Source organism: Bradyrhizobium sp. ORS 375 (assembly GCF_000239775.1).
Taxonomy (GTDB): domain Bacteria; phylum Pseudomonadota; class Alphaproteobacteria; order Rhizobiales; family Xanthobacteraceae; genus Bradyrhizobium.
This window is the reverse complement of sequence record NZ_CAFI01000003.1, coordinates 1-26154: the sequence shown is the minus strand read 5'-3', so window position 1 is coordinate 26154 and position 26154 is coordinate 1. Positions and strand designations below refer to the sequence as shown.

The 26154-nt window shown below is 65.2% G+C and carries 22 protein-coding genes; 17 read left to right on the top strand and 5 right to left on the bottom strand.

The genetic code is table 11. The annotated features are described in order from the left end of the window. Positions 1-11: 11 nt before the first annotated feature. Positions 12-1235, top strand: a complete 1224-nt coding sequence (locus BRAO375_RS00230; protein WP_009025426.1) for a citrate synthase family protein — start codon at positions 12-14, stop codon at positions 1233-1235. A gap of 17 nt (positions 1236-1252) precedes the next feature. On the opposite strand, the gene BRAO375_RS00225 is transcribed toward BRAO375_RS00230, so the two are convergent. Then, positions 1253-1909 carry a DedA family protein gene (locus tag BRAO375_RS00225; RefSeq protein WP_009025425.1) on the bottom strand — a complete coding sequence of 219 codons (657 nt, stop codon included), beginning with the start codon at positions 1907-1909 and terminating at the stop codon, positions 1253-1255. 293 nt (positions 1910-2202) lie between these two features. On the opposite strand from BRAO375_RS00225, the gene cobS reads away from it, so the two are divergent. The 11 genes from cobS to BRAO375_RS00165 all read left to right on the top strand — a co-directional run bounded on the left by cobS (position 2203) and on the right by BRAO375_RS00165 (position 15339). After that, positions 2203-3201 (top strand): cobaltochelatase subunit CobS, encoded by a 999-nt coding sequence (gene cobS / locus BRAO375_RS00220; RefSeq protein ID WP_035638120.1) that lies wholly within the window; start codon positions 2203-2205, stop codon positions 3199-3201. Between the two features lie 138 nt (positions 3202-3339). After that, entirely contained in the window at positions 3340-5244 is a 1905-nt protein-coding gene (cobT, locus tag BRAO375_RS00215) for a cobaltochelatase subunit CobT (RefSeq protein ID WP_009025423.1), read from the top strand. A 68-nt stretch (positions 5245-5312) separates the two neighbouring features. Beyond that, positions 5313-6386: an esterase-like activity of phytase family protein gene (locus tag BRAO375_RS00210; protein ID WP_009025422.1), complete on the top strand. Its 1074-nt coding sequence runs from the start codon at positions 5313-5315 to the stop codon at positions 6384-6386. A gap of 98 nt (positions 6387-6484) precedes the next feature. Next, on the top strand, positions 6485-7597 hold the full coding sequence (locus BRAO375_RS00205; RefSeq protein WP_009025421.1) for an NADH:flavin oxidoreductase/NADH oxidase: 1113 nt from the start codon (positions 6485-6487) through the stop codon (positions 7595-7597). Positions 7598-7814: 217 nt separating this feature from the next. Next, complete coding sequence (locus BRAO375_RS00200; RefSeq protein ID WP_009025420.1) at positions 7815-8915, top strand: LLM class flavin-dependent oxidoreductase; 1101 nt, start codon at positions 7815-7817, stop codon at positions 8913-8915. A gap of 54 nt (positions 8916-8969) precedes the next feature. Then, entirely contained in the window at positions 8970-9395 is a 426-nt protein-coding gene (locus tag BRAO375_RS00195) for a hypothetical protein (protein WP_035638116.1), read from the top strand. A gap of 299 nt (positions 9396-9694) precedes the next feature. Beyond that, a complete protein-coding gene (locus tag BRAO375_RS00190; RefSeq protein WP_035638114.1) occupies positions 9695-11242 on the top strand; it encodes an ABC transporter substrate-binding protein in 1548 nt (515 codons plus the stop codon). Between the two features lie 253 nt (positions 11243-11495). Further along, positions 11496-12467: an ABC transporter permease gene (locus BRAO375_RS00180; RefSeq protein WP_009025416.1), complete on the top strand. Its 972-nt coding sequence runs from the start codon at positions 11496-11498 to the stop codon at positions 12465-12467. Continuing rightward, positions 12464-13303, top strand: coding sequence for an ABC transporter permease (locus BRAO375_RS00175; RefSeq protein ID WP_009025415.1), 840 nt, complete (start codon positions 12464-12466; stop codon positions 13301-13303). The genes BRAO375_RS00180 and BRAO375_RS00175 overlap by 4 nt, the downstream gene beginning before the upstream one ends. Positions 13304-13306: 3 nt before the next feature. Continuing rightward, positions 13307-14929 (top strand): ABC transporter ATP-binding protein, encoded by a 1623-nt coding sequence (locus BRAO375_RS00170; protein WP_009025414.1) that lies wholly within the window; start codon positions 13307-13309, stop codon positions 14927-14929. 212 nt (positions 14930-15141) lie between these two features. After that, the gene (locus BRAO375_RS00165; RefSeq protein WP_085964418.1) at positions 15142-15339 is read left to right on the top strand and encodes a hypothetical protein; all 198 of its coding nucleotides are present in this window, start codon (positions 15142-15144) and stop codon (positions 15337-15339) included. Between the two features lie 48 nt (positions 15340-15387). Here BRAO375_RS00165 and rpsU read toward each other — a convergent pair whose 3' ends face one another. Continuing rightward, positions 15388-15705, bottom strand: coding sequence for a 30S ribosomal protein S21 (gene rpsU, locus BRAO375_RS00160; RefSeq protein WP_009025413.1), 318 nt, complete (start codon positions 15703-15705; stop codon positions 15388-15390). Between the two features lie 438 nt (positions 15706-16143). Between rpsU and BRAO375_RS00155 the strand changes: the two genes are divergently transcribed. From BRAO375_RS00155 to BRAO375_RS00145, 3 genes are all read left to right on the top strand, one after another. Next, the gene (locus BRAO375_RS00155) at positions 16144-16350 is read left to right on the top strand and encodes a cold-shock protein (protein WP_008966330.1); all 207 of its coding nucleotides are present in this window, start codon (positions 16144-16146) and stop codon (positions 16348-16350) included. A gap of 146 nt (positions 16351-16496) precedes the next feature. After that, complete coding sequence (locus BRAO375_RS00150; RefSeq protein ID WP_009025412.1) at positions 16497-16736, top strand: hypothetical protein; 240 nt, start codon at positions 16497-16499, stop codon at positions 16734-16736. Between the two features lie 117 nt (positions 16737-16853). Then, a complete protein-coding gene (locus tag BRAO375_RS00145) occupies positions 16854-17102 on the top strand; it encodes a hypothetical protein (protein ID WP_009025411.1) in 249 nt (82 codons plus the stop codon). Between the two features lie 31 nt (positions 17103-17133). On the opposite strand, the gene BRAO375_RS00140 is transcribed toward BRAO375_RS00145, so the two are convergent. From BRAO375_RS00140 to rpmB, 3 genes are all read right to left on the bottom strand, one after another. Beyond that, complete coding sequence (locus BRAO375_RS00140; RefSeq protein WP_009025410.1) at positions 17134-19125, bottom strand: acyltransferase family protein; 1992 nt, start codon at positions 19123-19125, stop codon at positions 17134-17136. A 156-nt stretch (positions 19126-19281) separates the two neighbouring features. After that, positions 19282-20544: a T6SS phospholipase effector Tle1-like catalytic domain-containing protein gene (locus BRAO375_RS00135; protein WP_009025409.1), complete on the bottom strand. Its 1263-nt coding sequence runs from the start codon at positions 20542-20544 to the stop codon at positions 19282-19284. A 318-nt stretch (positions 20545-20862) separates the two neighbouring features. Further along, the gene (rpmB, locus tag BRAO375_RS00130; RefSeq protein WP_008966326.1) at positions 20863-21171 is read right to left on the bottom strand and encodes a 50S ribosomal protein L28; all 309 of its coding nucleotides are present in this window, start codon (positions 21169-21171) and stop codon (positions 20863-20865) included. Positions 21172-21716: 545 nt separating this feature from the next. Between rpmB and BRAO375_RS00125 the strand changes: the two genes are divergently transcribed. Then, positions 21717-22565: a DUF3108 domain-containing protein gene (locus BRAO375_RS00125; protein WP_009025408.1), complete on the top strand. Its 849-nt coding sequence runs from the start codon at positions 21717-21719 to the stop codon at positions 22563-22565. 530 nt (positions 22566-23095) lie between these two features. Next, a partial coding sequence (locus BRAO375_RS00120; RefSeq protein WP_035638130.1) for a helicase-related protein occupies positions 23096-26154 on the top strand: 3059 nt, incomplete at its 3' end.

Below are 26154 nucleotides of genomic sequence, written 5' to 3'. Positions count from 1 at the left end.
AGCTGATCAATATGAAAAAAGACAGTGGTCTTTACCTATCTGCCCGCGAGGCCTCCGCCGAGCTCGCGATCTCGCCGGCAACCCTCTACGCCTATGTCAGCCGTGGCCTGGTCCGCTCCGAGCCCTCGCCGAACTCGCGCAGCAACCGTTATCGCGCCGAGGACATCCGGGCGCTCAAGGAGCGGCGGGCGCCTGCGCCCGAGCCGCGCGCCTTCCGCAGCTTCGATGCCGACCTGCCGGTGTTCGATTCCGCCGTGTCGACGATCACCGAAGCCGGTCCGATCTACCGCGGCGTCAATTGCGTCGATCTGGCTGAGCGGGACACCCTTGAGCATGCCGCGACCCTGCTGTGGGACGTGACGGCGATCGACCCGTTCGCGGCCGAGAACATGCCGCACATCTCCGACGAGATGCGCCTCATTGCCGACGCGGCCCGGCGCGCGGCGCCGATCGACCGGGCGATCGCCGTGCTGGCGCTGGCGACCAATGCGGATCCCGCCGCGTTCAATCGTGCTCCGGACGGGCGCGCGCTGGTCGGCGCGCGCATCGTTCGGCTCGTGGTCGCGACCATGCTGAACGCACCGGCCTCGGCGGAGCCGCTCCATGTCCAGGTCGCCAAGGTCTGGGCACCCGATCACAAGCACGCGCCCGACCTGATCCGCCGGACATTGGTGCTTCTGGCTGATCATGAGTTGAACGCCTCGACCTTCACTGTCCGCTGTGCGGCCTCCACCGGACTTAGTCTGTATGATGCTGTGATCGCCGGCCTCGCCGCGCTCAAGGGACCGCAGCATGGCGGCGCCGGCGTGCTCGCCTCGCAACTGGTGAAGACCCTGATCGATCGCGATGTCGCGCCGCTGATCCGCGAGCGGGTGGCGCTGGGCGAGCGCTTCGCCGGCTTCGGCCATGGCGTCTACAAGCGTGGCGATCCGCGCGCCATCTCGCTCCTGGAGGCGCTGACGCGGGCCGGGGCGCCGCGCAAATTCACCCGCGAGGTGCCCGAGCGGATCGCGGAGGCGACCGGCGAGTTCGTCAACATCGACTATGCGCTGGCCGTGCTGGTGCACAGCCTGCGGCTACCGGCCGGCAGCGAGCTGGCGTTGTTCGCGATGTCCCGCTGCGTCGGCTGGATCGCCCATGCCTGCGAGCAACTGCAGTTCGGCCGCCTGATTCGGCCGCGCGCACGCTATACTGGCGCGATCCCTGGACGCGCTGCGACGCTGGAGACGCTCTAGAAAGAGGCGGCTGATCCCTATTCCGCTGTCCCGGTCGCCAGCTGCGTCTCGCGCCGCTTCCGCACCGTTCGCAGCACCAGCCAGACCACGATCGTGCCCACGACCGCCGCAAGGATCCAGGTCGACTTGGCAATATGGCTGTGATGCGGAATGCCGCCATAGCGATGCAGCAGTTGCACGGCGAATACGCCGGGCAGGACGTGCGCGCAGGCCCAGAGCACGATCGCCGGGATGTTGATGGCGTAGAAGCGGGCCGGCGGGATGTCGAGCGCGCCCGCCGTGATCGGCACGACAGCGCGGATCGGCGCCACGAACCGGGCGAAGAAGATTGCCAGCGCGCCGAAGCGGTGGAAGAAGGCCTCGCTCTGCGCCACCAGGCGCGGATAGTTCGAGAACGGCCAGGCCGTCAGGATCTCGCGCTGCTGGCGATGGCCGACCCAGAACGCGCCGCCGTCGCCTAGCACGGCGCCGAGAATGGCTGCGGCCAGCACCCATTGCAGGGTCAGCTCGCCACCCGGGATCAACGCGCTCAGCGCCAGGATGATCGTCGTGCCCGGGACCACCGAGCCCACGATGGGAACCGCCTCCAGCAGCGCCGCCAGAAATAATGTCAGATAGGCCAGTCCCGCATGGGCGGAGACGAAGGCGATCAGGGGGTCGAGCAGATGGGCCACGCGTGTCCTGTCGGTGGATGAGTGAAGCCGGGCTTGTCGATAAGTAGGAACCCCGGCCCCGAGTGCCACGTCAGAATGCCGGGTGCAGGCCAAGGCGAAAAGGTGGCGCTTTCCGCAGGGCAGCCTTTCGAAAACGTCGTCCCATGCCTATCTCGATGATATAACGACGGAACTTTGATCAAGGCTTAGGCTTCTGCCCGCGCGTGCTCTCTGCTAGGCTGGCGATTGAAGCCCTTCACCGCAGCCAAACCATGAAATCTGGTTTCGGGAATGCCCGGGACCTCGGAGGATGAATGACGACCGCCGCTACGACCAATGCGCAGGAGATGACCGGTGTGCCCGACATGAAGGTGTCGGTGCGGCAGGTGTTCGGGATCGACAGCGACCTTGAGGTGCCGGCCTTTTCCGCGACCGACCCGCACGTCCCCGAAGTCGACACCGACTATCGCTTCGATCGCGCGACCACGCTCGCGATCCTGGCCGGCTTCGCCAAGAACCGCCGCGTGATGGTGACGGGCTACCACGGCACCGGCAAATCGACCCACATCGAGCAGGTCGCAGCGCGCCTCAACTGGCCCTGCGTTCGCGTCAACCTGGACAGTCATATCAGCCGTATCGACCTCGTCGGCAAGGACGCGATCGTGGTCAAGGACGGCAAGCAGGTCACCGAGTTCCGCGATGGCATCCTGCCCTGGGCCCTGCAGCACAACGTCGCTTTGGTCTTCGATGAGTATGACGCCGGCCGTCCCGACGTGATGTTCGTGATCCAGCGCGTGCTCGAAGTCTCCGGCCGGCTGACCCTGCTCGACCAGAACAAGGTCATCAAGCCGCACCCGGCGTTCCGCCTGTTCGCGACCGCCAACACCATCGGCCTCGGCGACACCTCGGGCCTGTATCACGGCACGCAGCAGATCAACCAGGGCCAGATGGACCGCTGGTCGATCGTCACGACGCTGAACTATCTGGCGCATGACGAGGAGGTCGAGATCGTGCTGGCAAAGGCCAAGCACTATCAGAACGCGCAGGGCCGCGACACCGTCAACAAGATGGTGCGGCTCGCCGATCTCACCCGCAACGCGTTCGCCAATGGCGATCTGTCGACGGTGATGAGCCCGCGTACGGTGATCACCTGGGCCGAGAACTCCGAGATCTTCGGCGACATCGGCTTCGCGTTCCGCGTGACCTTCCTCAACAAGTGCGACGAGCTCGAGCGTCCGCTGGTCGCGGAATTCTATCAGCGCTGCTTCAATGCCGAGCTGCCGGAATCCGCCGTCAACGTCGCGCTGAGCTGACACCGCTGTCGTCCCGGCCTTGCGCCGGGACCCATACCGCGGAATCTTCAAGAGAGCCGGGCGGCTCGTGACGCGTGCATCAACAGCCGCCGGTGGTTATGGGTCCCCGCTTTCGCGGGGACGACGAGCTGAGCAGCGATGACGACATCCAACAGCAAACTCCGTCCCGGAACCAAGGAAGCGCCGACCGAGCCCTTCAAGCGCTCGGTGACCGGCTGCCTGCGCGCGATCGCACGGGCTCCTGAGCTCGAGGTCTCCTTCGCCGCCGAACGGCCGGGCCTCGCGCCGGGCAAGGCGCGGCTGCCGGAGCCGGCGCGCAAGATGACCAAGCGCGATGCCGCCGTGGTGCGCGGTCATGCCGACTCGATCGCGCTGAAGCTCGCCTGCCATGATCCGAAAATTCACCGCAAGCTGATCCCGGGCAATCCGCAGGCGCGCGGCGTGTTCGAGGCGGTCGAGCAGGCGCGCGTCGAGGCGATCGGTGCCAAGCGCATGGCCGGTGTCGCCAAGAATCTGACGGCGATGCTCGACGATCACTTTCATCGCGGCAAGTATGACGAGATCACCGACCGCGCCGACGCGCCGCTGTCGGATGCGCTGGCGATGCTGGTGCGCGAGCGGCTGACCGGCATGGCGCCGCCAAATGCGGCGCGCAAGGTGGTCGATCTCTGGCGGCCGTTCCTGGAGGACCGGATCGGGTCGCAGCTCGACGAGCTCGGCCGCTTCACCGAGGACCAGGCCAAGTTCGGCGATCTCGTGCATGACCTGCTGTCGGCGCTCGATCTCGGCGATGAGCGCAACGCCGATTCCGAAGAGGACGAGGACAACGACGACAATCGCGACGGCGACAACGACCAGTCCGGTGCCGAGGGCTCGCCGGAATCCGACGCCGCGCAGGAGATGAGTGCCGACCAGGCGCAGACGACATCGGACGAGATGTCGGAGAGCGCGATGGAGGCGGCGCAGGCATCGGCGTCCGACACGCTCGACGACGGCGAACTCGGCGACGACGAGACGCCGGGCGAGGCGACCCGGCCGAACCGCAACGGCGCCAACGAGCCGCGTGGCCCGGAGTATCACGCCTTTGCGCCGAAGTTCGACGAGATCATCGCGGCGGAGGATCTGTGCGACCATGACGAGCTGGAGCGGCTGCGCTCCTACCTCGACAAGCAGCTCGCGCACCTCCAGGGCATCGTGGCGCGGCTTGCCAACCGGCTGCAGCGCCGGCTGATGGCGCAGCAGAATCGCGCCTGGGAGTTCGACCTCGAAGAGGGCATCCTCGACCCGGCGCGGCTGTCGCGCGTCGTGATCGATCCCTATCAGCCGCTGTCCTTCATGCGCGAGAAGGAAGCGACCTTCCGGGACACCGTGGTCACCTTGCTGCTCGACAATTCCGGCTCGATGCGCGGACGGCCCATTACGGTGGCGGCGACCTGCGCCGACATTCTCGCCCGCACCTTGGAGCGTTGCGGCGTCAAGGTCGAGATCCTCGGCTTCACGACGCGCGCCTGGAAGGGCGGGCAGTCGCGCGAGGCCTGGCTTGCCGCCGGCAAGCCAGCCAACCCCGGCCGCCTCAACGATCTCCGCCACATCATCTACAAGGCGGCGGACGCCCCCTGGCGCCGGGCGCGCAAGAACCTCGGCTTGATGATGCGCGAGGGTCTCCTGAAGGAGAACATCGACGGCGAGGCGCTGGATTGGGCGCACAAGCGCCTGCTCGGCCGCCCCGAGCAGCGCAAGATCCTGATGATGATCTCGGACGGCGCGCCAGTCGACGACTCCACGCTGTCGGTGAACCCGGGCAATTATCTCGAGCGACACCTGCGCCACATCATCGAGGAGATCGAGACCCGCTCGCCGGTCGAGCTGATCGCGATCGGCATCGGCCATGACGTGACGCGCTACTATCGCCGCGCAGTCACGATCGTCGACGCCGAGGAGCTTGGCGGCGCCATCACCGAGAAGCTCGCGGAGTTGTTCACCGAGACGCACGCGGCGCCGCAGCAGCCTGCGCGCGCGCCGAAGCGAAAGCTGCATTCTTAAGCCGGTCCTTCGATCGGACGCGTCCTCCTCCGCTTCGGGAGGAGGTGGGGGAGGGGGCCCCGCCGACGATGTCGCTGCAGGCGATCGCCGACCGCAGGCGCTTCCTGGCGCTGACCCTCGGCGGAGTGTCGGCTGTTGCCCTGCCCGGCAGCGTCGGCGCGCAATCGGCGCCGCCGGTCCGGCGGCGCGCGGCCGTCGATGAGCACTCCGTCACCTCGACGGTCAAGCTCGAGGTCAAAGCGCGGCCGCTGCCCTCGTTCGACCTGCGCGACCGCACGCATCTGCGCTTCGGGATGCTGCAATATCGCAGCGGCGTGGCGTTGACATCAGCCTATCCGGGCTTCGGCGGCCTTTCCGGGATTCGGCTCGATGCCAAGGGCGAACGCTTCCTCGCCATCAGCGACAAGGGTGGCTGGTTCACCGGCCGAATCGCCTATTCCGGGCGCGAGATCACGGGACTTGCGGATGTCGAAGCGGCCCCGCTGCTGGGACCGGACGGGCGACCCATCACCGATCGCGGCTGGTACGATTCCGAGTCGCTGGCGCGCGATGGCGACACCGTCTATGTCGGTCTTGAACGCGTCAATCAGCTGCTGCGCTACGACTTCGCCAAGGGCGGCACCGGCGCGCGCGGCGAGATCATGCCGCTGCCGCCCGCAGCGAAGCGGCTGCCGAACAACAAGGGCTTGGAGGCGCTGGTGATGGTGCCGAAGGGCCTGCCTTTGGCCGGCAGCCTGATGGCGCTCTCGGAGCGTGGCCTCGACGCGAGCGGCAATCTCCTGGCGTTCCTGATCGGCGGTCCGGCGCCGGGCCAGTTCAGCATCGTGCGCAGCAATGATTTCGATGTCAGCGACGCCGTGCTGCTGCCCTCCGGCGATCTGCTGGTGCTCGAGCGGAAGTTCTCGCTGTTCAACGGCGTCGGCATTCGGATCCGGCGCATCAAGCTTGCGGATATTGCTCCGGGCGCACTGGTCGACGGCCCAGCAATCTTCGCCGCCGATCTTGGCCAGGAGATCGACAATCTCGAAGGCATCGATGCGCATGTCACCGCGGAGGGCGAAACCGTGCTGACCATGGTGTCCGACGACAATTTCTCGATGATCCAGCGCACGCTGCTGCTGCAGTTCACATTGCTGGAATGAGCTGCATTGCGTTGCAGCGACCGCGTTGACCACGCCGCCGCCATCGCCGACACTCGTCGACCGGATCGCACGGTCAACCACCCAATCTGGAACTCAGCATGAGCGCCCTGTTCACTCCGATCAAGCTGCGCGGCCTCGAGCTCGCCAACCGCATCGTCGTGTCGCCGATGTGCCAATACTCGGCCGAGAACGGCGCGGCCAATGATTGGCACTTCACACATATCAACACGCTGGCGCTGTCGGGCGCGGCGATGTTCTGCATCGAAGCGACGCATGTCGAGCCGATCGGGCGCATCACGCCCGGCTGTCTCGGGTTGTGGGACGATATGACGGAAGCCGCGCTGCAGCCGATCCTGGCTTCCGCGCGCAAGCATGCGAACACGGCGATCGCAATGCAGCTCGCCCATGCCGGCCGCAAGGGCTCCAGCCACAAGCCGTGGGATGGCGGCCAGCAGATTCCGCTCGCCGAGGGCGGATGGCAGACCGTCGCGCCGTCGGCGCTGCCGCACAAGGAGGGCGAGCTTGCTCCGGAGGCGCTCGACGGTGCGGGCTTGGCCCGCATCCGCGATGCGTTCGTTTCGGCGGCGCAACGTGCGGCACGACTCGGCATCGATGCGATCGAGGTGCATGGTGCGCACGGCTATCTGCTGCATCAGTTCCTGTCGCCGATCGCCAATCAGCGCAGCGACAGCTATGGCGGCTCGCTCGAAAACCGCATGCGCTTCCCGCTCGAGGTCTTCGATGCCGTGCGCGCCGCATTCCCCGCCGACAGGCCGGTGGGCGTGCGCGTGTCGGCGACGGACTGGGTCGAGGGTGGCTGGGATGTCGAGCAGACCATCGCGTTGGCGCACGAGCTCAAGCGCCGCGGGGCAGACTGGATCGACGTCTCCTCGGGCGGCGTGTCGCCGCTGCAGAAGATCACGCTCGGCCCGGGCTATCAGGTGCCGTTTGCCGCAGCCGTGAAGCAGGCCACGGGACTCCCCACCATGGCCGTCGGCCTCATTACGCAAGCGCAGCAAGCCGAGGAGATCGTGGCATCAGGCAAGGCCGACTTGGTCGCACTCGCCCGCGGCATGCTCTACGACCCGCGCTGGGGCTGGCATGCCGCGGCCGAACTGGGCGGCCAGGTCGCCGCGCCTCCGCAATACTGGCGGTCGCAGCCGTCGACGCAGAAGGAGCTGTTCGGCCGGACAACGTTCGGCGCACGCTGACGTGCAATTGATCGCGGCCATGCTGCGGTCCAGCGTTGCATAAATCCGAGGTCATCATTCCGCCAGCGACACAGCGGACGATTGTCGCTGTCGGACGAAGTGCTAGACTTCGCAGACCACGTGCGGCGTTGCCGACTCGGTTGGTCGTGTTTCGTCTCGCGTGACGATGAGCGCATCGCAAAGATGCGCCGCCATATAACCGCGAGAGGAAAGCGCCATGGAAATCGGATACTTCACGATGCCCTCGCATCCGCCGGAGTGCGGATTGAAGGAGGGACAGGAGTGGGACCTTCAGGTCCTGCGCTGGCTCGATGAGCTCGGCTATCAGGAAGCCTGGATCGGCGAGCATCACACCGCGCCCTGGGAGCCGCATCCGGCGCCCGATCTGATCCTGGCGCAGGCCTTCCGCGAGACCAAGAACATCCGCCTCGGCCCCGGCGGCTTCCTGCTGCCCTATCATCATCCCGCCGAGCTCGCCAACCGCGTCGCGATGCTCGATCATCTCTCCGATGGCCGGCTCAATTTCGGCATCGCCGCATCCGGCCTGCCGAGCGACTGGGCGATGTTCAACGTCGACGGCATGAGCGGGCAGAACCGCGAGATGACCCGCGAGGCGCTGGAAATCATCCTGCGGCTGTGGACCGAGCCCGCGCCGTTCACGCACAAGGGCAAGTACTGGACGGTGACCAAGCCCGACGTGATGTTCGACTTCCTCAAGCCGCACATCAAACCGGTGCAGGCGCCGCATCCGCCGATCGGTGTCGCCGGCCTGTCGAAGAACTCCGACACGCTGAAGCTTGCCGGCGAGCGCGGCTTCATTCCGATGAGCCTCAACCTCAACCCGGCCTATGTGTCGTCGCACTGGGATTCGGTCGAGGCCGGCGCGGCCAAGTCCGGGCGCAAGCCGAGCCGCAGCGACTGGCGACTGGTGCGCGAGGTGTTCGTGGCCGAGACCGACGAGGAGGCGTGGCGGCTGTCGACCGGCGACATGATGGGCAGGATGATGAGCGAGTACTTCCTGCCGCTGCTCAGCCATTTCGGCTTCAAGGACTATCTCAAGCATTCGCCCGATGTCCCCGACTCCGACGTGACCGTGGACTATTGTGCCAAGCGCAACTGGATCATCGGCTCGCCGGCGACGGTCACCGAGAAGATCGAGAAGATCTGGCATGAGGTCGGCGGCTTCGGGACGCTCTGCGTGTTCGGATTCGACTACAAGCACAAGCCGGAAGCCTGGCACAACTCGCTCCGCCTGCTCAAGGAGGAGGTGATGCCGAGGTTGCGCCATCTCAATGCCGACATGACCAGGGCGGCGTAACATTCCCGATCAGGCCGGCGCGGGCGCGTCGGCCCGATCAACGAGGTCATCGCCATGCGCATTCGCGTCCGCCAATCAGCCCACGTGCTCGAACGTTCGGGACTAGCCTTGGCGGGCGCGGCCTGCGGCGTCTTCGTCGGCGCGCATGTCGGCTCCAGCGTGCCCTGGCTGACCACCCAGGGCTTCCTGCTGCTGATGATGCTGTCCGGCGCGTTCGGCTTCTATCTCGGCATCGACACGCCGCAGATCCCGTTCCATCCGCACGAGGAGGGGACGCCGGCCGAGAACAAGATCGATGCCGCCGAATTCCTCAGCGCCGTCGGGACCTTTCTCGCGACCCTGACCGCCTTCTTCGCCGTCGGCATCATCATCCTGCGCGAGGACCCGCACATCGTGTGGACCTCCTTGATCATGGCCGGCTGGGTGATCGGCGTGGTGATGCAGATCGTGGCTGGCGCCATCGCGCGGATGCGCCGCTGACGGACTGGTCATTTTTTGTGCTGATGTTGTCGCGACTTTCATCTGGCGCCGCGTGATCGCCACGGCGCCACGCCTCCATGAGTTCTGTCCGGCGGAACTAAGAGGGCGGGCGTAGCTGCGCCCGCGTCGGGCGCGCCCTGTCGATCCGGCAAGCGTTGCCAGATCGGGCCGGCTTGACGGCCCCAGCTCGAGCCCCATGCGTCCAAGGCAGGCGCCGCATCTAAGCGCCGCATGACGGTCTCACGCGCGTTGGCGCGCTTGATGCATCGCTGTCCCAAGAACAAATTGGGAAGCTGATCATGTTGAAGCGGGCGTTGTTGGGTGTGGTCATCGGTTGCGGATTGTCCGCGGCTCATGCGGAGGAGCCGAAGCTCGGCGGCGTCGTCAACGCCGTCATCCAGCCCGAGCCGCCCGGCCTGATGCTGGCGATGGTGCAGAACGGCCCGACCCAGATGGTGTCCGGCAACATCTTCGAAGGCCTGCTGCGCTACAGCCCGAAGCTCGAGCCGCTGCCCGGCCTTGCCGAGAGTTGGACGATCAGCCCCGATGCGAAGGTCTATACGTTCAAGCTCAAGAAGGGCGTGACCTGGCACGACGGCAAGCCCTTTACCTCGGCGGACGTGCTGTTCTCGATCGAAATGCTGAAACAGACGCATGCGCGCGCCCGCAACAACCTCGTGATGGTCGAGAAGATCGAGGCGCCGGACGATCTCACCGTCGTGTTCACGCTGAAGGAACCGTTCGGTCCGTTCATCGGCATCTTCGAGGTGGGCTCGATGCCGATGGTGCCGAAGCACCTGTACGACGGCACCGACTACAAGACCAATCCGAACAACAACGCGCCCATCGGCACCGGCCCCTTCATGTTCAAGGAATGGCAGAAGGGCTCGTTCATCCGCATGGTGAAAAATCCGAACTACCACGAGAAGGGCAAGCCCTATCTCGACGAGGTCTACTGGCAGATCATTCCGGACGCCGCGGCGCGCGCGGTCGCATTCGAGACCGGCAAGGTCGATGTGCTGCCGGGCGGCTCGATCGAGAATTTCGACGTGCCGCGCGTCTCCAAGCTGCCCGGCGCCTGCGTCACCGGCGCCGGCTGGGAGTTCTTCTCGCCGCTATCCTGGATGTGGCTCAACAACCGCAACCCGATCCTCGCCAACAAGAAGGTCCGGCAGGCGATCATGTACGCCATCGATCGCGACTTCGCCAAGGACGTGATCTGGAACGGCCTCGGTAAGGTCGCCACCGGCCCGTCGGCCTCGACCATCAAGTTCTACACCGACGATGTGCCGAAATATCCGTATGATCCCGCGAAGGCCAAGGCGCTGTTGAAGGAAGCCGGCTACAAGGGCGAGAAGATCCGCATGCTGCCGCTGGCCTATGGCGAGACGTGGCAGCGCTGGGGCGAGGCGGTGAAGCAGAACCTGCAGGACGTCGGCATGACGATCGAGACGATCGCAACCGACGTGCCCGGCGGCAACCAGAAGATCATGGAGTGGGACTACGACATCGCCTTCACCTACCTCTATCAGTATGGCGATCCCGCGCTCGGCGTCTCCCGCAACTACCTGACCTCCGCGATCGCCAAGGGCCAGCTGTTCAACAATGTCGAGGGCTATTCGAACCCGGAGGTCGATAAGCTGTTCGCCGAGGGCGCAACGGCGCCGACGGATGCCAAGCGCAAGGAGGCCTACGACAAGGTGCAGAAGATCCTCGTCGAGGACGTACCGGTGGCCTGGCTGCTGGAGCTGCAGTTCCCGACGATCACCAAATGCAAGGTGAAGAACCTGATCACGACCGGAATCGGCGTCAATGACGGCTTTCGCGACGCCTGGCTCGACAAATGATCGTGTGCCTCGGAGCGCAGCCAACGAACGACCTGTCGGCTATTCGCTCCGTCATGCCCGGGCTTGTCCCGGGCATCCACGTGGTTCTCATTAAGCAGGACGACGTGGATGGCCGGGACAAGCCCGGCCATGACGAGGTGGAGAGTGGCGTGCACCTAACTCCGATTGTCAAACGCGATGGCTATTCGGGCGCAGCCTAGCGCTGCGCTACGGTGCTCCATCGTCCTGTCGAGCTGACCATCACGGGCCCTTCATGCTCTCCTTCATCGCGCAGCGCGTCGTGAAAGGCGTCATCGTCCTTCTCGCCATCATCGTGCTGAACTTCTTCCTGATCCGGCTGGCGCCTGGCGATCCCGCCGTCGTCATGGCCGGCGAAGCCGGCGCCTCCGATGAGATGTTCGTCGCGCAATTGCGCGAAAAGTTCGGCCTCGACCGGCCCCTGCCGGAGCAGCTCCTGATCTACGTCAAGGGCATCGCCACCTTCGATCTCGGCTTTTCGTTCCGCCAGCAGGCGCCAGTCGCCAAGCTGATCGCCGAGCGGCTGCCTGCGACGCTGCTGCTGACGCTGTCCGCATTCGCGATCTCGCTCGCGCTCGGCGTGCTGTTCGGCGCGTTGGCGGCGCGCTTCGCGGGCACGTTCCTCGATACGGCCATCACCGTGCTCGCGCTGGTCTTCTATGCGACGCCGTTGTTCTGGATCGCGCTGATCGCGATTCTCCTGTTTTCCGTCTGGGTCGATTGGCTGCCGAGCTTCGGCTACGAGACCGTCGGCGCCGGCTACACCGGTCTCCGCCACGCGCTCGATGTGGGCGCGCATCTGGTGATGCCTGCCGCGACGCTCGGGCTGTTCTTCATGGCGACCTACACCCGCATGACCCGCGCCTCGATGCTCGAGGTCAAGCGGCTCGACTTCGTCAAGACCGCCCGCGCCAAAGGTCTGCGCGACGGCGTCATCCTGCGCCGCCACGTGCTGCGCAATGCGCTTTTGCCGGTGGTGACGCTCGCGGGCGTCCACGCCGGCACGCTGGTCGGCGGCGCCGTGCTCACCGAGACCGTGTTCGCCTGGCCCGGCATCGGACGGCTGATGTATGACGCGCTGATCCAGCGCGACTACAATCTGCTGCTCGGCGTGTTCGTGGTGTCTTCGGCCATGGTGCTGATCTTCAATCTCGTCACTGATCTCGTCTACCGCCTGGTCGATCCGCGCATCGAGTACGCCTCATGAGACAGTTCTGGCGCACCATGCTGAGCAGCCCGAGCGGCATGATCGGGCTGATCATTCTGATCCTGGCGATCGTGATTGCGGTGGCCGGACCGTTCTACTTTCCCAACTCGCCCTGGCGCATGGTGCAGCGGCCGTTCGTGCCGCCGTTCACGCTGGCAAAGGTGCCGCTCGGCACCGATGCGCTCGGACGTGACGTGCTTGCCGGCCTGATCTTCGGCGCCCGCGTCTCGCTCCTGGTCGGCCTCGTCTCGACCTTGGTCGCGCTGGTCGTCGGTGTGCCGCTCGGCGCCACCGCCGGCTATTTCGGCGGCCGCGTCGATGACGCGCTGATGCGCTTCACCGAGTTCTTCCAGACCATCCCGAGCTTCGCGCTCGCCATCGTGCTGGTCGCGATCCTGCAGCCCTCGATCTACTCCATCGTTGCCGCGATCGGCCTCGTCAGCTGGCCGCCGGTGGCGCGTCTGGTGCGCGGCGAGGTGCTCTCCCTTCGCACGCGGGAATACGTCCAGGCCGCGATCGTCACCGGCCAGAGCAATAGCTGGATCATCTGGCGCGAGATCCTGCCCAACGCATTGTCGCCGGTGATCGTGCTCGCCTCGCTGATGGTCGCGACCGCGATCCTGCTGGAGTCCTCGCTGTCGTTCCTCGGCCTTGGCGATCCCAATCTGATCTCCTGGGGCTACATGGTCGGGGCCGGCCGCACCGTCATCCGCCAGGCGTGGTGGATCACGGTATTTCCCGGCGTGGCGATCCTGCTCTCGGTGCTCGGCCTCAACCTGATCGGCGAGGGGCTGAACGATGCGCTCAACCCGCGCCTGTCGCGCGAGGGCAGGTGAGCGATGTCTGATCCCGTCGTTGCCATCAGGAATCTCGGTATCGCCTTGCCCAAGGGCGCCGAGCGCGCGTACGCCGTCGACGGTGTGTCGTTCGATCTCACCGCCGGCAAGATCGTCTGCGTCGTCGGCGAGTCCGGCTCCGGCAAGTCGATGTGCGCGCATGCGCTGCTTGGGCTGCTGCCGGATACGGTGAAGGTGGACAGTGGAGAGATCCGTTTCGATGGACGCGATCTGCTCACGGTCGACGAAGACGGCTGGCGCGATCTGCGCGGCCGCCGCATCGCCATGGTGTTCCAAGAGCCGATGACCGCGCTCAATCCGTTGATGCGGATCGGCGACCAGCTGATGGAGGTGTTCGAGGCGCACGATCTGCACACGCCCTCGGAGCGCCGCGCCAAGGCGCTGGCGCTGGTGCGCGAGGTCGGGCTGCCCGATCCCGAGCGAATCATCCGCGCCTATCCGCACCAGCTCTCCGGCGGCCAGCGCCAGCGCGCGATGATCGCGATGGCGCTCGCGCTCGAGCCGGCCGTGCTCGTCGCCGACGAGCCGACCACCGCGCTCGACGTCACGACGCAGGCGCAGATCCTCAAGCTGATCCGCAACCTGCAGGCCAGCCACAACATGGCGGTGATGTTCATCACCCATGATTTCGGCGTCGTCGCCGATATCGCCGACCAGGTCGTGGTACTGCGCCATGGCAAGGTGGTGGAGGAGGGCACCGCCGAGACCGTGCTCGGCGATCCCCAGCACGACTACACCAAGGCGCTGCTCGCCGCCGTCCCCTCATTCGATCCGCCGCCGCGCGCGACACGCGAGGATCAGCCGAAGGCGATCGAGGTGATCGGCCTCGACAAAACCTATCTGACGCCGACCGGCTGGTTGCGCCCGAAGCGCGAGACGCGCGCCGCGCATGCGGTCAATTTCGCCATCCATCAGGGTGAGACGCTCGGCCTCGTCGGCGAATCCGGTTCGGGCAAATCCTCCGTCGCACGGATGGTGATGCGGCTGATCGAGGCCGATCGCGGCACGGTACGGATCGGCGAGGTCGATCTCACGCGGCTGTCAGGGCGTGCTCTGCGGGCGCAGCGCCATCGCATCCAGATGATCTTCCAGGACCCGTTCGCCTCGCTCAACCCGCGCCGCAAGGTCGGCCGCATCATCGCCGATGGAATGGTCGCACGCGGCACGCCGCTGGACGCGGCGCTGAAGCGCGCGCAGGAGCTGCTGGGGCTGGTCGGACTCGATGTCGGCGCCGTCGACCGCTACCCGCACGAGTTCTCCGGCGGTCAGCGCCAGCGTATCGGCATCGCCCGCGCGCTCGCGCTCGATCCGGAGATCATCGTCGCCGATGAGGCGGTGTCCGCGCTCGACGTCTCCGTGCAGGCGCAGGTGCTGCGTTTGCTGGAGGATCTGAAGTCCCGGCTCGGCTTGTCGATGCTGTTCATCACGCACGATCTGCGCGTCGCCGCGCAGATCTGCGATCGCATCGCAGTGATGCAACGGGGCGAGATCGTCGAGCTCAAATCGACGGCCGCGCTGTTTGCAGATCCAGAACATCCCTATACCCGCGAGCTGCTCGCGGCCGTTCCGGGGCGCAAGCCCCAGACGGCTGAACTGGGCGCCTAAACGAATTGCAACATATTTGGCGCATTTCGGTTATAGCATCATTACTCGGGACCCGAGCCGGCCCCCTGCGCCCAGGCCGATTCCGATCAGCATTCGTTTTCGAGCGTGAGCTTGAGACACGCTCGTCCAATGCCGTCACGGAACCGTTGCGTCCTGTGTCAATCCTGCCAGTACGCGCCGGCGCATTCACTACTCCAATGAGGAAGTCTCCGATGTCAGAGCGTAGGCCCACGGCCGCGGTGCTCGAAGCCCACAAGGCGTTCAAGCCGGCTCCGGCCCCAACAAATGATTATGCGAAGGCGCAGAGCGCGTTCAATCAGAACAGAGAGCGCCTGCGGGCCGAGCGCCTCGCGCGCGAGGCGGCTGTTGCTGACAGCAAGCAAATCGACAGCAAACAAAAGCCGGCCTGAAGCCGGCTTCGTTCTCGTCGCTGTCAATCGACTTGGCGGCCCTCGCGGTTAGCTCCGCGACACCGCAGACGTGAGCTGTCCCTGCGGGCGGTCGGTGCGCGCTGAGGTCGTCGATGGAAGCGCGCCAGGTCTGGCGCTGGGCACCTTCTTGACCGGCGCCGGCAGCAGCCCTTCGCGGATCGCCTGTTTGCGCGCGACCTTGCGCTGGCGCCGGATCGCGTCGGACTTCTCGCGCGTCTTGCGCTCTGATGGTTTTTCGTAGGAGCGGCGGCGCTTCATCTCGCGAAACACGCCCTCGCGCTGCATCTTGCGTTTGAGAATGCGCAACGCCTTCTCGACGTCATTGTCACGAACGAGTACCTGCAAAAGCGTCCTCCTTGTCTTCATCTCGCGATAAGGGTCGGTGTGAAGTCGATCGGGCCGACGCGCGAAAGCGTCACGTTCAACAGACGGCTTCAATAAATCAGCTGGGATCGCCGGGCCGAGACATGATGTGATCCCCTTCGTGGGAAGGCGGGAGCACGAGGTGTCTCTCAGCCATCGATGGCCGGGCCGTTATCGATGGTACGGCAAAGATAGGCATAACGGATCGCAATTGCCAGCGCGCAGGCCCGAAAGCCGCTTGCGCCTGCAAACTATATTTGGCGGCCACACTTGTAATCTCCAGGAAAGGGTCTACCTTTAGATGGTTCGATTAGCCGCTGTGCCTTTCTGAATGTGCCCGCGGGCTATTTCCAAAGTCATCGCTCAGTTGAATGATGGGATCGTGCGGTGTTCGCGCGATGAATACGCTTGGAGATAGACATGCAGGGTACCGTGAAGTGGTTCAACGGCCAGAAGGGCTTTGGTTTCATTCAGCCGCAGGACGGCGGGAACGACGTGTTCGTTCACATCAGCGCCGTTGAACGTGCTGGTCTGGCCGGGCTGGCCGAAGGCCAGAAGCTCAACTACGACGTCAAGACCGACAAGATGCGCGGCAAGACCAGCGCGGAAAATCTCTCGCTGATCTGATCGCGCCGATCTGATCATCTTGGTCTGTCGATCTCAAGCCATTTCACGGATGTACTGAAGTGGCTGGACTGCCCGCTCGGTCTCATGATTGAGCGGGCTGTTCGCGTTGTGCAGCGGTTTTCGGCTCTTTAGAAGGGATCCGTGCGATGGCAATGAAGCGAGCGTCGGAACCTTCGGCCGAGAGCATCGCCCGTGCGCAGCGTCGGCAGACTGCCGCTGAGGAGGGAGCCAAGGCCATGGCCGAGTCGGACCAGCGTGCGATCGCCATCCGCAAGAACATGGAGCGGCTGCGCGCGCTCAGGCTCGCCAAGGAGGCTGAGGCGGTGTTGGCGGCTCCCGATCCTGCGGCAGGGCCGAAGCGGCGCAGAAAGATCGCGCCACGATAAAGGCGGCCCGTGCTTCCGAGCATCCGCGCTGCATGTTAGTGTTCGCCGAGCAAATCAGCGACACGATTCCACACTGCGTTCCGCGTACAGATCCGACACTCGATAGAGGAGGCTGACGTGGCCAAGTCCACTGCAACAGACGTCCGCATTGCCAAGGATGACGCCCAGCGCGAGGGCCAAACGATCGCCTTCGCACTCGCGATCGGGTCTGCGCGGCAGATGTGTCACCTCGAGACCTGCTTCTTCACCCGCAATCAGGCTCTCGCTTACTTGCAGAGAAATCGGACGACATTCGAGCAGATCGCACGCGAGCGATTTGCCCGCGGTGAAGTGACGGACGGCGTGATCCATTTGCGAATGGTCTGAGGCCGTTCAGCGTTCGGGATGACCGGAGCCATCATGGCGACGGCCGGTTTGCTCGTTCCTGGTTCGGCGCGCCGCCTGATCCAGCTTCGTCGGCCGTCAGAAGGCGGGTGATGACAGGAACGAGCGCGGTCTTCGCGGCAAACCGCGACGCCATGGGGCGCAGATGTTCCTTGTCGAGAACGACAAGGCCGGCCTTGGGATCGTCTCCGACGAAAACCAGGCAGCCGTCATCGTTGCAGAAGTGATCCATCATCGACAGGTATTCGAAAGGCTCGGCGGCGCCGAGCGACGCGCGGAAGGTCCGGTCGGTCAATGCAAATGATTCAGTGGTGAAGCCTCGGATCCTTCGCGGCACCTCAGGCCAGTATCGGCGCAGGACGATCTTGTAGAGATCGGCGACGAAGCGCGGCAAGGGTCCGACAACGACGACGTGCTTGACCCCGGCCTGCCTGGCCATCGTGGCCAGTTGTCTGGCCACGTCCAGCGGAACGGGCGTCGAGGGAGCGATCAGCAGGATGTCCGGTGCATGCTGGTTGATCACCTGCAGTACAAAATCGTTGGTGCGGTCGCAGTACGGTCTTCTGGGATGCAGCGGATCGGGGACATAGACGGAGCACCCGGATCCGAAAACGAGAAGCGGCGCAACATCGCGCGGCACTTCGTTCTGAAGCCCGTGCAAATAGGCCGCCGCATGCGAATCTCCCCACAGCATGACGGAGCGTCGTCCGGGTGGCGCCATGTAGCAGGAGGGCGCGATGCCCTGGCGGGGAACGAGGGTCGGGAAGCCCTTGTTGGCCGCTTCGAAATCGTAGAAGTTGCACTGGTTCTGATCGATCGCTGCCCGCTCCTCGGGATGCGTGCCGGCTTCCAGCACCAGGCTGGTGAAATAACCTGCGAACTGCGAGTCGAAGCGCGCGCTGAACCCGCTTGCTGACGCGACGATTGTCCCGCCGGCGACCGCGACGAGCAACAGCATGCACGCGGTCGCGGCACGAAATCGCCTGGTGGAAAATCGGATCGGTGCCTCAACCAGTCTCGTGGTGATCCAGGCGAGCACCACGCTCAAGCCGATGATGAGCAGGGCCATGCTCAGCGGCGGGTGCTGGAACGTCCAGGTTCTGTACAGCGAGAGCAGCGGCCAATGCCAGAGATAGAGCGGGTAGCTGATCGATCCGATCCAGCGCGCGGCACTGTTGCCGAGAACGTTGCGATTGATCCAGGTGTGCGGTCCGCCGGCGATCAGCAGGGCGGTGCCGACCGTCGGCAGCGCCGGGTGCCATCCGGGAAAGCCGTCGGCCGGCCGAGTATCGATCAGGGAGTAGACCAGCAGCAGAAGTCCGACGACGGATACGACACGCGCCATCGTCGGCCCGAGTTCCCTGCCGCGCTGAGCACCAAGCGCGAGCAGCGAGCCGAGCAGAAGCTCCCAGGCTCGCGACGCAGGATTGTAGAAGGCCGCGGTGGGATCGGCGGCGGTGAGTTGCACGCAGTAGACGAACGATGCGACGATGCAGATGGCGGTGATCGTGATCGCGCTCAAACGCAGTCGCCAGATGCCCCACAGGATGGCCGGCCATGCGAGGTAGTATTGCTCCTCGATGCCGAGGGACCACAGATGCAGCAGCGGCTTGGTTTCTGCCGCGACATCGAAATAGCCGGCTTCGCTCCAATTGATCAGGTTTGCCGCGAACGCACCGCCGGCGACGACGTGCTTGCCCAACAGCGCATACTCGCTGGGAAACAGCACGAACCATCCGGCGGCCAGACAGAACAGCAGGACGACGGCGAGCGCGGGAAAGATCCGGCGCACGCGACGTTCGTAGAAGCCGGAGATGCTGAACGCGCCGGCGGCCAGGTCGGCAGAGATGATGCCGGTGATCAGAAACCCCGAGATGACGAAGAAGATATCGACACCAACGAAGCCGCCGAGCGGCTTCCTCGGGATTGCGTGGAACAGGACGACGGACACGACGGCGATGGCGCGCAGTCCGTCGATGTCGGGACGGTAGGTCTGGGTCTTCACGTCTGGCTTTCGGGATCCAACTGATCTTCGATGGCGCGCCCCCGCGATCGAAACCCGACCAAGCGCATTCCGGACCTTACTCGTCCAGGGCCAAATCGATCAAGCCGCGGTGCGGCAGGCGCGAGACATGCAGGGCCGGCGAAGCGGGTTTCGGCCCTAGTCGTTCTTCTGCTTCACCGGCAGCGCCACGCGTTCATATGTCGCCGGCAGATTGATCGGACGGTAGTCCGTCGACTCGGCGATCCGCATCAGCACGCTCTCATGGATGAATGCGCCCTCGGGAATGAAGCGCGGCTCGCAGTTCGGGATGTAGAAGCCGAGATGATCCTTGCGGTCCGGCCATTCCTTGTACTTCGCATTCTTCGGCAGATATTCGAGCAGCCGCCAGGCCGGCGTCATCGAATTGTGCAGCGGCCCCCGGATGCTCGGCTCCACATAGGAGAACGGGCTGTTCTTGCGCTGAACGCCCCAGGCCAGCTGGTTCACGGTGCGCGGATTCACCGCGAGCCCGGCCTCGACGGCCTCGTCGATCATCCAGAGCAGCGGATATTTCGAGGCCGCCGACTGCGCCTCGGGATAACCGCCGCCGACGTCGCAATGCACGCCCGCGAACCAGACCTGCTTCGCGTCCTGCGGTTCCGCCTTGGCCTTGTTGAAGCGGTTCGGCGTGAACGTCTGCGGCATCTCCCACGGCTTCAGCCGGAACATGCAGCGCCGCTCATCCATGGCGGCGGCCTGACGGAAGATCTTCACGCTCGGATTGCTGATCGTGAATGCCAGCTCCTCCAGGCTCGGCAGCGCGAACAGCCGGTCGGTGCGCGGCACGATGACGCTGGCCACCGTGTCCCACACGCCGACGAAGTGGATGGTCGGCCAGCGCGTCGAGGTGATGCGCGCGAACTGCGCGGCCTGATCGTCGCGGCTCTCCGGAATTGGGCCGTCCTCCTCGGTGCTTTCAAGCTCCGCGGTGATGCCGCGTCCAGCCTTCGGATTGTCGGAGGAGTACTTCTTGTAGGCGATCACGCCTGAGCCGGCGAGATTGATCTGGTCGGGCGAGATCAGGCCGATCTTGTGAATCAGGCCGGCGAGCACGCGCACCGTGTAGGCGCCGCGCGAGAAGCCGAACAGGAAGATGCGATCGCCGTCCTCGAAGTGCGTCGCGAGGAAGCAGTAGGCCTTGATGACGTTGTCATCGAGCCCGTAGCCGGTCGCGAGCCCGAGCACCATGTTGAAATTGGTCTTGAAGCGGTGCCAGCTGTCGGGCTGCGTCAAGGTGCCCACGCCCGGATCGTAGAACACGGCCTGGTGCGGCGTCGTCTTGTCGGTCTTGCGCAGGCAGCGATAGAGCTTGAGGACGTTGGAAATGTTCTCGCTGATCTCGTTGCCGGTGCCGTCGCAGCAGATGACAATATTCTTCATGACAAAGGAATGTCCGCGATAATGCTACCGCTGCGAGTGTAGAGGATCTGTCCGGCGTTGGGGAGATTGGTCGGGATGACACTTCGTCTGGGTCCACCGCCGTGGCCATGCCGCAGCCCAGTTCCTTGGCCGTCGGCGCCCGCCAAGGAGTGTCTCGCGAACGCTTGGTCACAATGTTGGCTGCGGCTGCGCGCATTCGCCGTCCGGCCGCGGTGCCGCCCGCAAATGCAAACGGCCGGATCTTGCGATCCAGCCGTTTTCACAACTCGCTTCGCTCAGGGCCCGCTGCTGCGAGCCCGGCGACCGGTCTCTTGCAGCTCAGCTCGCCTTGGCGACCGGAGCGGCCTCGGCGGCCTTCTTTTCGATCTGGCGCTTCAGCTCGAGGGCGCGCGGCGACAGCGCCGCGGCGTTGGCCTTGAGGAGATAGGCGTCGAGGCCGCCATTGTGGTCGACGCTCTTGATCGCATTGGTCGAGACGCGCAGGCGCACGTTGCGGCCGAGTGCATCCGAGATGAAGGTCACGTTGCACAGATTCGGCAGGAAGCGCCGCTTGGTCTTGATGTTCGAATGGCTGACCTTGTGGCCAACCTGGGGGCCCTTGGCCGTCAGTTCACAGCGCCGCGACATGGCAATAAATCCTCTCTCATCCCCGCACCCTTCGTCCGCTCGTCTCGGCGGGCCGCGGGGGTCCAAAACTCGTCCAGCTCGTCTCTGGGAGATGCGGTCCTATAGGGGGGGCGCGGCTTTTCGTCAAGGTTTTGAAGGCAGCGGCAAATACCGACCTCCGGGCCAGCGGAACCGATCGGGGCTGGCCCTCGTCGTTGCAAGGCGCCAGCCGAAATCGCCGATCAGCAGAAAAGCCTGCATGTAATCAATGGTCTAGCCTGGAGCTTCGACCATATAAAGGGCGCATTCGGGCGTGATGGATGGTATCCGGCGGACAGTCCCGAATGCCAGTAGGGCAGGATGCTGGTGCGGTCCGGTCGTCGGCACGTGGTTCCGGCCAGGCCATGTCGACCGTTCCCGGAAGCTGTTCAGGCGCAAAGCGCTGGACAATCCGCCATTGTCGGACGGTTCGCGTTGTTCGAGGGCGTTTTTGGCTTAAGTAACGAAGGCGGCACGCCGGATCGGTCCGGCGCTCAAGCAAGCGGATCGGCAGGATCAATCCTCACGTGATCATCACCTCGGCTCTCCCATTCGTCTCGCGTCGCCTGCTCGCGGCCGGCTTCGCACTTGGACTGCTGCTGTCGGGTCCGAATGCCCATGCGCAGGCCCGGCTGGACGCCCAATACGAGGCGTCGCTGGCCGGCATTCCCGTGGGCAAGGGCACCTGGGCCATTGAGATCGGCGACGATCAGTACGGCGCCTCTGCGCAAGGCGGCACCGCAGGACTGCTGAAGAGCTTCTCGCAAGGCTCCGGCAACGGCTCGGTGCAGGGACGCGTCGTCAACGGCGCGCTGGTCGCCCAGAGCTACCAAGCCTCGACCACCACGGGAAAGAAGTCCGAGCAGATCCGCATCAACCTGCAGAACGGCACGGTGAGGGATTTCGCCATCGAGCCGACCCCGCCGGTCGATGCCGACCGCATTCCGGTGACGGAGGCGCATAAGCGCGGGGTGCTCGATCCGATGACGGCGTCGCTGGTGCGGGTGCCCGGCAATGGCGAGCTGCTGTCACCTGAGTCCTGCCGTGGCGCAGCGCCGATCTTCGACGGCCGCATGCGCTACGAGCTCAAGCTCGACTTCAAGCGCATGGAGAACGTCAAGGCGGAGAAGGGCTATCGCGGTCCCGCGCTGGTCTGCGCGATCTACTTCACGCCGGTCGCGGGCTACATTCCCGATCGCCCGGTCATCAAATACCTCGCCCAGGCCCGCAACATGGAAGTGTTCTTCGTGCCGCTCGCCGGCACGCGGGTGCTGGTGCCGTTCAAGGTGGTGATCCCGACGTCGTTCGGCACCGCGATGCTCGAGGCGACATCGTTCATCACGCAGGCGACGCCGCACGTTGCCAAGACGCAGTAGCTGTTCTCGACGCCGCATCCTCACATGGCGTGGCTACACTGGCAGGCGCTGACCGCCGCCGTCGCAACCGAAGATCCGATGGCTTCGGCAAATATCGGCGTGATGTACGAGTGCGCGGGTGGCGCGTCGTGGGTCCGACGCGTAGTGCACGGCGCCGGTGATAGATGCTCTTCATTGCTCAGGAATCCGTTTGACTCTTTCCTGATTCTGATTCGACTCGGATCTCGCGCAGAGTAGGGGCGGTTCCATCGCAAAACCGTTGCTTGTCGACCCCGCAAAAACTTGATCTAGTGCTGATAAGATCGCAGAGCGCGAGATGTTGCGGTGAACGAAGCCGGAAAGACGATGGAGTCAGCGATTCCTTCGTGATTCGTTCTCAAGGCGTTCCGAAGCTTAAGCTGCGTACCTATATGCGTCACAATGTGAGACAGGGTGAGGAGCGCAGCCTCTCAAGAACGACGACAATTCCAGCATCCATCGCGCCTGACCCGCGCGCCTGCAACGCCGGCTTCGAGATCCAAATTTAACGAATGGCTTTTTCGTCTTCTTCGGCTGCCTCGCCTTTCGAGCGCGCATCCGACCGTGCCCCTGGAAGCGGCGTCACCGCCGTGCTCGGTCCCACCAACACCGGCAAGACTCATCTCGCGATCGAGCGCATGCTGGCGCATTCCTCGGGCATCATCGGCCTGCCGCTGCGGCTGCTCGCGCGCGAGGTCTACAACAAGATCGCCGATCGCGTCGGCAGCGACGCTGTTGCGCTGATCACCGGCGAGGAGAAGATCAAGCCGAAGAACCCGCGCTATTGGGTCTCGACGGTCGAGGCCATGCCGCGCGACCTCGACGTGTCGTTCCTTGCCGTCGACGAGATCCAGATCGCATCCGACCTCGAGCGTGGCCACGTTTTCACCGACCGCATCCTCAACCGCCGCGGCCGCGACGAAACGCTGCTGCTCGGGGCCGCGACGATGCGACCGATCATCGAGCGGCTGTTGCCGGGCGCCTCGATGGTGACGCGGCCGAGATTGTCGCAGCTCGAATTCGCCGGCGATCGCAAGATCACGCGGCAGCCGCGCCGGACCGCGATCGTGGCGTTCTCGGCCGATGAAGTCTATGCGATCGCGGAGCTGATCCGCCGTCAGCATGGCGGGGCGGCCGTCGTGCTCGGCTCGCTGTCGCCACGCACGCGCAACGCGCAGGTGGCGATGTTCCAGAACGGCGACGTCGACTATCTCGTCGCAACCGACGCCATCGGCATGGGCCTCAATCTCGACGTCGACCACGTCGCCTTTGCCTCCGACCGCAAATATGACGGCTATCAGTTCCGCCGGCTGACGCCGTCGGAGTTTGCCCAGATCGCCGGCCGCGCCGGCCGTGCAACGCGCAACGGCACCTTCGGTACTACCGGGCGTTGTGCGCCGTTCGAGCCCGAGCTGGTCAATGCGCTGCAGAACCACACCTTCGACAGTGTGAAGATGCTGCAATGGCGCAATTCGAAGCTGGATTTCGCCTCTCTGAGCGCGCTGCAGGTGTCGCTGGCGCTGGCGCCAGCGCATGAGGTGCTGACGCGGGCGCCGATCGCCGAGGATCTGCGCGTGCTCGACCACGCCGCGCGCGACGCCGAGGTGCGCGACATGGCGCATGGCGCCACCGCGGTCGAGCGTCTCTGGGAAACCTGCCAGATTCCCGATTATCGCCGGCTGTCGCCCGCCGCCCATGCCGAGCTCGTCACCACCGTGTTCGGCTTCCTGATGCAGAAGGGGCGGATTCCGGATGCCTGGTACGCAGCCCAGGTCGACCAGGCCGACCGCGTCGATGGCGACATCGACACATTGTCGGGCCGGATTGCACAGATTCGAACCTGGACCTTCGTCGCGAACCGGCCAGATTGGCTGCGTGATCCGGACTATTGGCAGGGGATTACCCGCGACCTCGAAAATAAATTGTCAGACGCCCTTCATGAACGGCTCACGGAGCGTTTCGTTGATCGTCGTACCAGTGTATTGATGCGGCGCCTGCGGGAGAACAGTGTTTTGAATACGGAAATCGGCAAGACCGGCGAAGTGATCGTTGAAGGGCATGCGATCGGCCGCCTGGATGGATTCACCTTCGCGCCCGACACCGCCGAAGCCGGCTCCGAGGCCAAGGCCTTGCAGGCTGCTGCCCAGAAGGCGCTGGCCGGTGAGATCGAGGCGCGTGCCGAGAAGCTGTCCAATGCGCCGGACGAGCACATCGTGCTGACTGCCGACGGCACCATGCGTTGGACCGGCGATGCCGTTGCCAAGCTGGTCGCGGCGGACGACGCCCTGCATCCGCGATTGCGCATCATTGCCGATGAGCGGCTGACCGGTGCCGCGCGCGACAAGGTGCAGGCGCGGCTCGATCTGTGGCTGAAGACGCATATCGAGAAGCTGCTCGGGCCGCTGTTCGAATTGTCCAAGGCCGAGGACATCACCGGCATCGCGCGCGGCATCGCCTTCCAACTGGTGGAAGCGCTGGGCGTCATCGAGCGCAACAAGATCTCGGGCGAGATGAAGGATCTCGACCAGCCGTCGCGCGCCACCTTGCGCAAATATGGCGTGCGCTTCGGCGCCTATCACATCTACGTCCCGGCGCTGCTCAAGCCGGCCGCACGCGCGCTTGCGGCGCTGCTGTGGGCGGAAAAGCAGGGCAATGTCGACATGTCCGCGCTGACGGGCGCGCAGCATCTGGCGAGCTCGGGCCGCACCTCGTTCCCCGTCGACAAGGCGCTGCCGCGCGACGCCTACCGCGTGCTCGGCTACAAGCAGGCGGGCGAGCGCGCCGTGCGCGTCGATATCCTGGAGCGCCTTGCCGATCTGATCCGTCCCGCGCTGGCATGGCGCGAGAATACCCAGGGCGAGAAGCCGGCCGGCGCCTTCGATGGCCGCGGCTTCGTGGTCACCCAGGCGATGACCTCGCTGACCGGCTCGGCGGGCGAGGATTTTGCCTCCATCCTCCGCGCGCTGGGCTACCGCATGGAGAAGCGGCCGCCGCTGCCGCCGAAGGCCGTTGAAAAGCCTGCCGAGGCCGCCTCATCCGAAGCCGCGCCTTCCGAAGCCGCGCCTGCCGGAGCGGCGCCGGCGGAATCGGCGCCGGTGGAGATTGCCGACGCCAGTGTGGGCGAGCAGCCCCCGACTATCGCGGAAGCCGCCGTCGCGCCGGTCACCGAGCAGGTCATGGCGGCGCCTGATGTCTCGACCGAGGCTGCCGAGCCAGCGCCGGCCTCGGCGATGTCATCACTGCCGACCGTCGATTTCGTCAGCCCGACGCCGGCCCCGGCCGAAGAGGCGCCGGCCGCGGAGGCTGCCGCCGTATCGGAGCCCACAGACACGGCGGTCGGTGACGCGGCCGCCGAAACCGTATCGCAGGCCGTCGCGTCCGATATGCCGCAGTCCGAAGCGGCAGAGGCGGCGCCGGCTGACGTCGCTGAACCCGTCGCAGGGGCCGAAACAGCGCCGGCCGAGCCGGTTCTGGTCGAAGTCTGGCGGCCCGGCGGACGGTCGGAGGAGCGCCGTCCCCGGCACGAGCACCATCAGCGCAACCGGCAGCATCGTCCGCAGCACGAGCGCGG

Excerpts from the sequence above, each read along its gene's own strand:
- rpmB (WP_008966326.1), bottom strand. The coding sequence starts at position 21,171 with ATGTCGCGGCGCTGTGAACTGACGGCCAAGGGCCCCCAGGTTGGCCAC.
- BRAO375_RS00190 (WP_035638114.1), top strand. The coding sequence starts at position 9,695 with ATGTTGAAGCGGGCGTTGTTGGGTGTGGTCATCGGTTGCGGATTGTCC.
- cobT (WP_009025423.1), top strand. The coding sequence starts at position 3,340 with ATGACGACATCCAACAGCAAACTCCGTCCCGGAACCAAGGAAGCGCCG.
- BRAO375_RS00195 (WP_035638116.1), top strand. The coding sequence starts at position 8,970 with ATGCGCATTCGCGTCCGCCAATCAGCCCACGTGCTCGAACGTTCGGGA.
- BRAO375_RS00180 (WP_009025416.1), top strand. The coding sequence starts at position 11,496 with ATGCTCTCCTTCATCGCGCAGCGCGTCGTGAAAGGCGTCATCGTCCTT.
- BRAO375_RS00170 (WP_009025414.1), top strand. The coding sequence starts at position 13,307 with ATGTCTGATCCCGTCGTTGCCATCAGGAATCTCGGTATCGCCTTGCCC.
- BRAO375_RS00135 (WP_009025409.1), bottom strand. The coding sequence starts at position 20,544 with ATGAAGAATATTGTCATCTGCTGCGACGGCACCGGCAACGAGATCAGC.
- BRAO375_RS00165 (WP_085964418.1), top strand. The coding sequence starts at position 15,142 with ATGTCAGAGCGTAGGCCCACGGCCGCGGTGCTCGAAGCCCACAAGGCG.
- BRAO375_RS00205 (WP_009025421.1), top strand. The coding sequence starts at position 6,485 with ATGAGCGCCCTGTTCACTCCGATCAAGCTGCGCGGCCTCGAGCTCGCC.
- BRAO375_RS00175 (WP_009025415.1), top strand. The coding sequence starts at position 12,464 with ATGAGACAGTTCTGGCGCACCATGCTGAGCAGCCCGAGCGGCATGATC.
- BRAO375_RS00230 (WP_009025426.1), top strand. The coding sequence starts at position 12 with ATGAAAAAAGACAGTGGTCTTTACCTATCTGCCCGCGAGGCCTCCGCC.
- BRAO375_RS00150 (WP_009025412.1), top strand. The coding sequence starts at position 16,497 with ATGGCAATGAAGCGAGCGTCGGAACCTTCGGCCGAGAGCATCGCCCGT.
- BRAO375_RS00155 (WP_008966330.1), top strand. The coding sequence starts at position 16,144 with ATGCAGGGTACCGTGAAGTGGTTCAACGGCCAGAAGGGCTTTGGTTTC.
- BRAO375_RS00200 (WP_009025420.1), top strand. The coding sequence starts at position 7,815 with ATGGAAATCGGATACTTCACGATGCCCTCGCATCCGCCGGAGTGCGGA.
- cobS (WP_035638120.1), top strand. The coding sequence starts at position 2,203 with ATGACGACCGCCGCTACGACCAATGCGCAGGAGATGACCGGTGTGCCC.
- BRAO375_RS00210 (WP_009025422.1), top strand. The coding sequence starts at position 5,313 with ATGTCGCTGCAGGCGATCGCCGACCGCAGGCGCTTCCTGGCGCTGACC.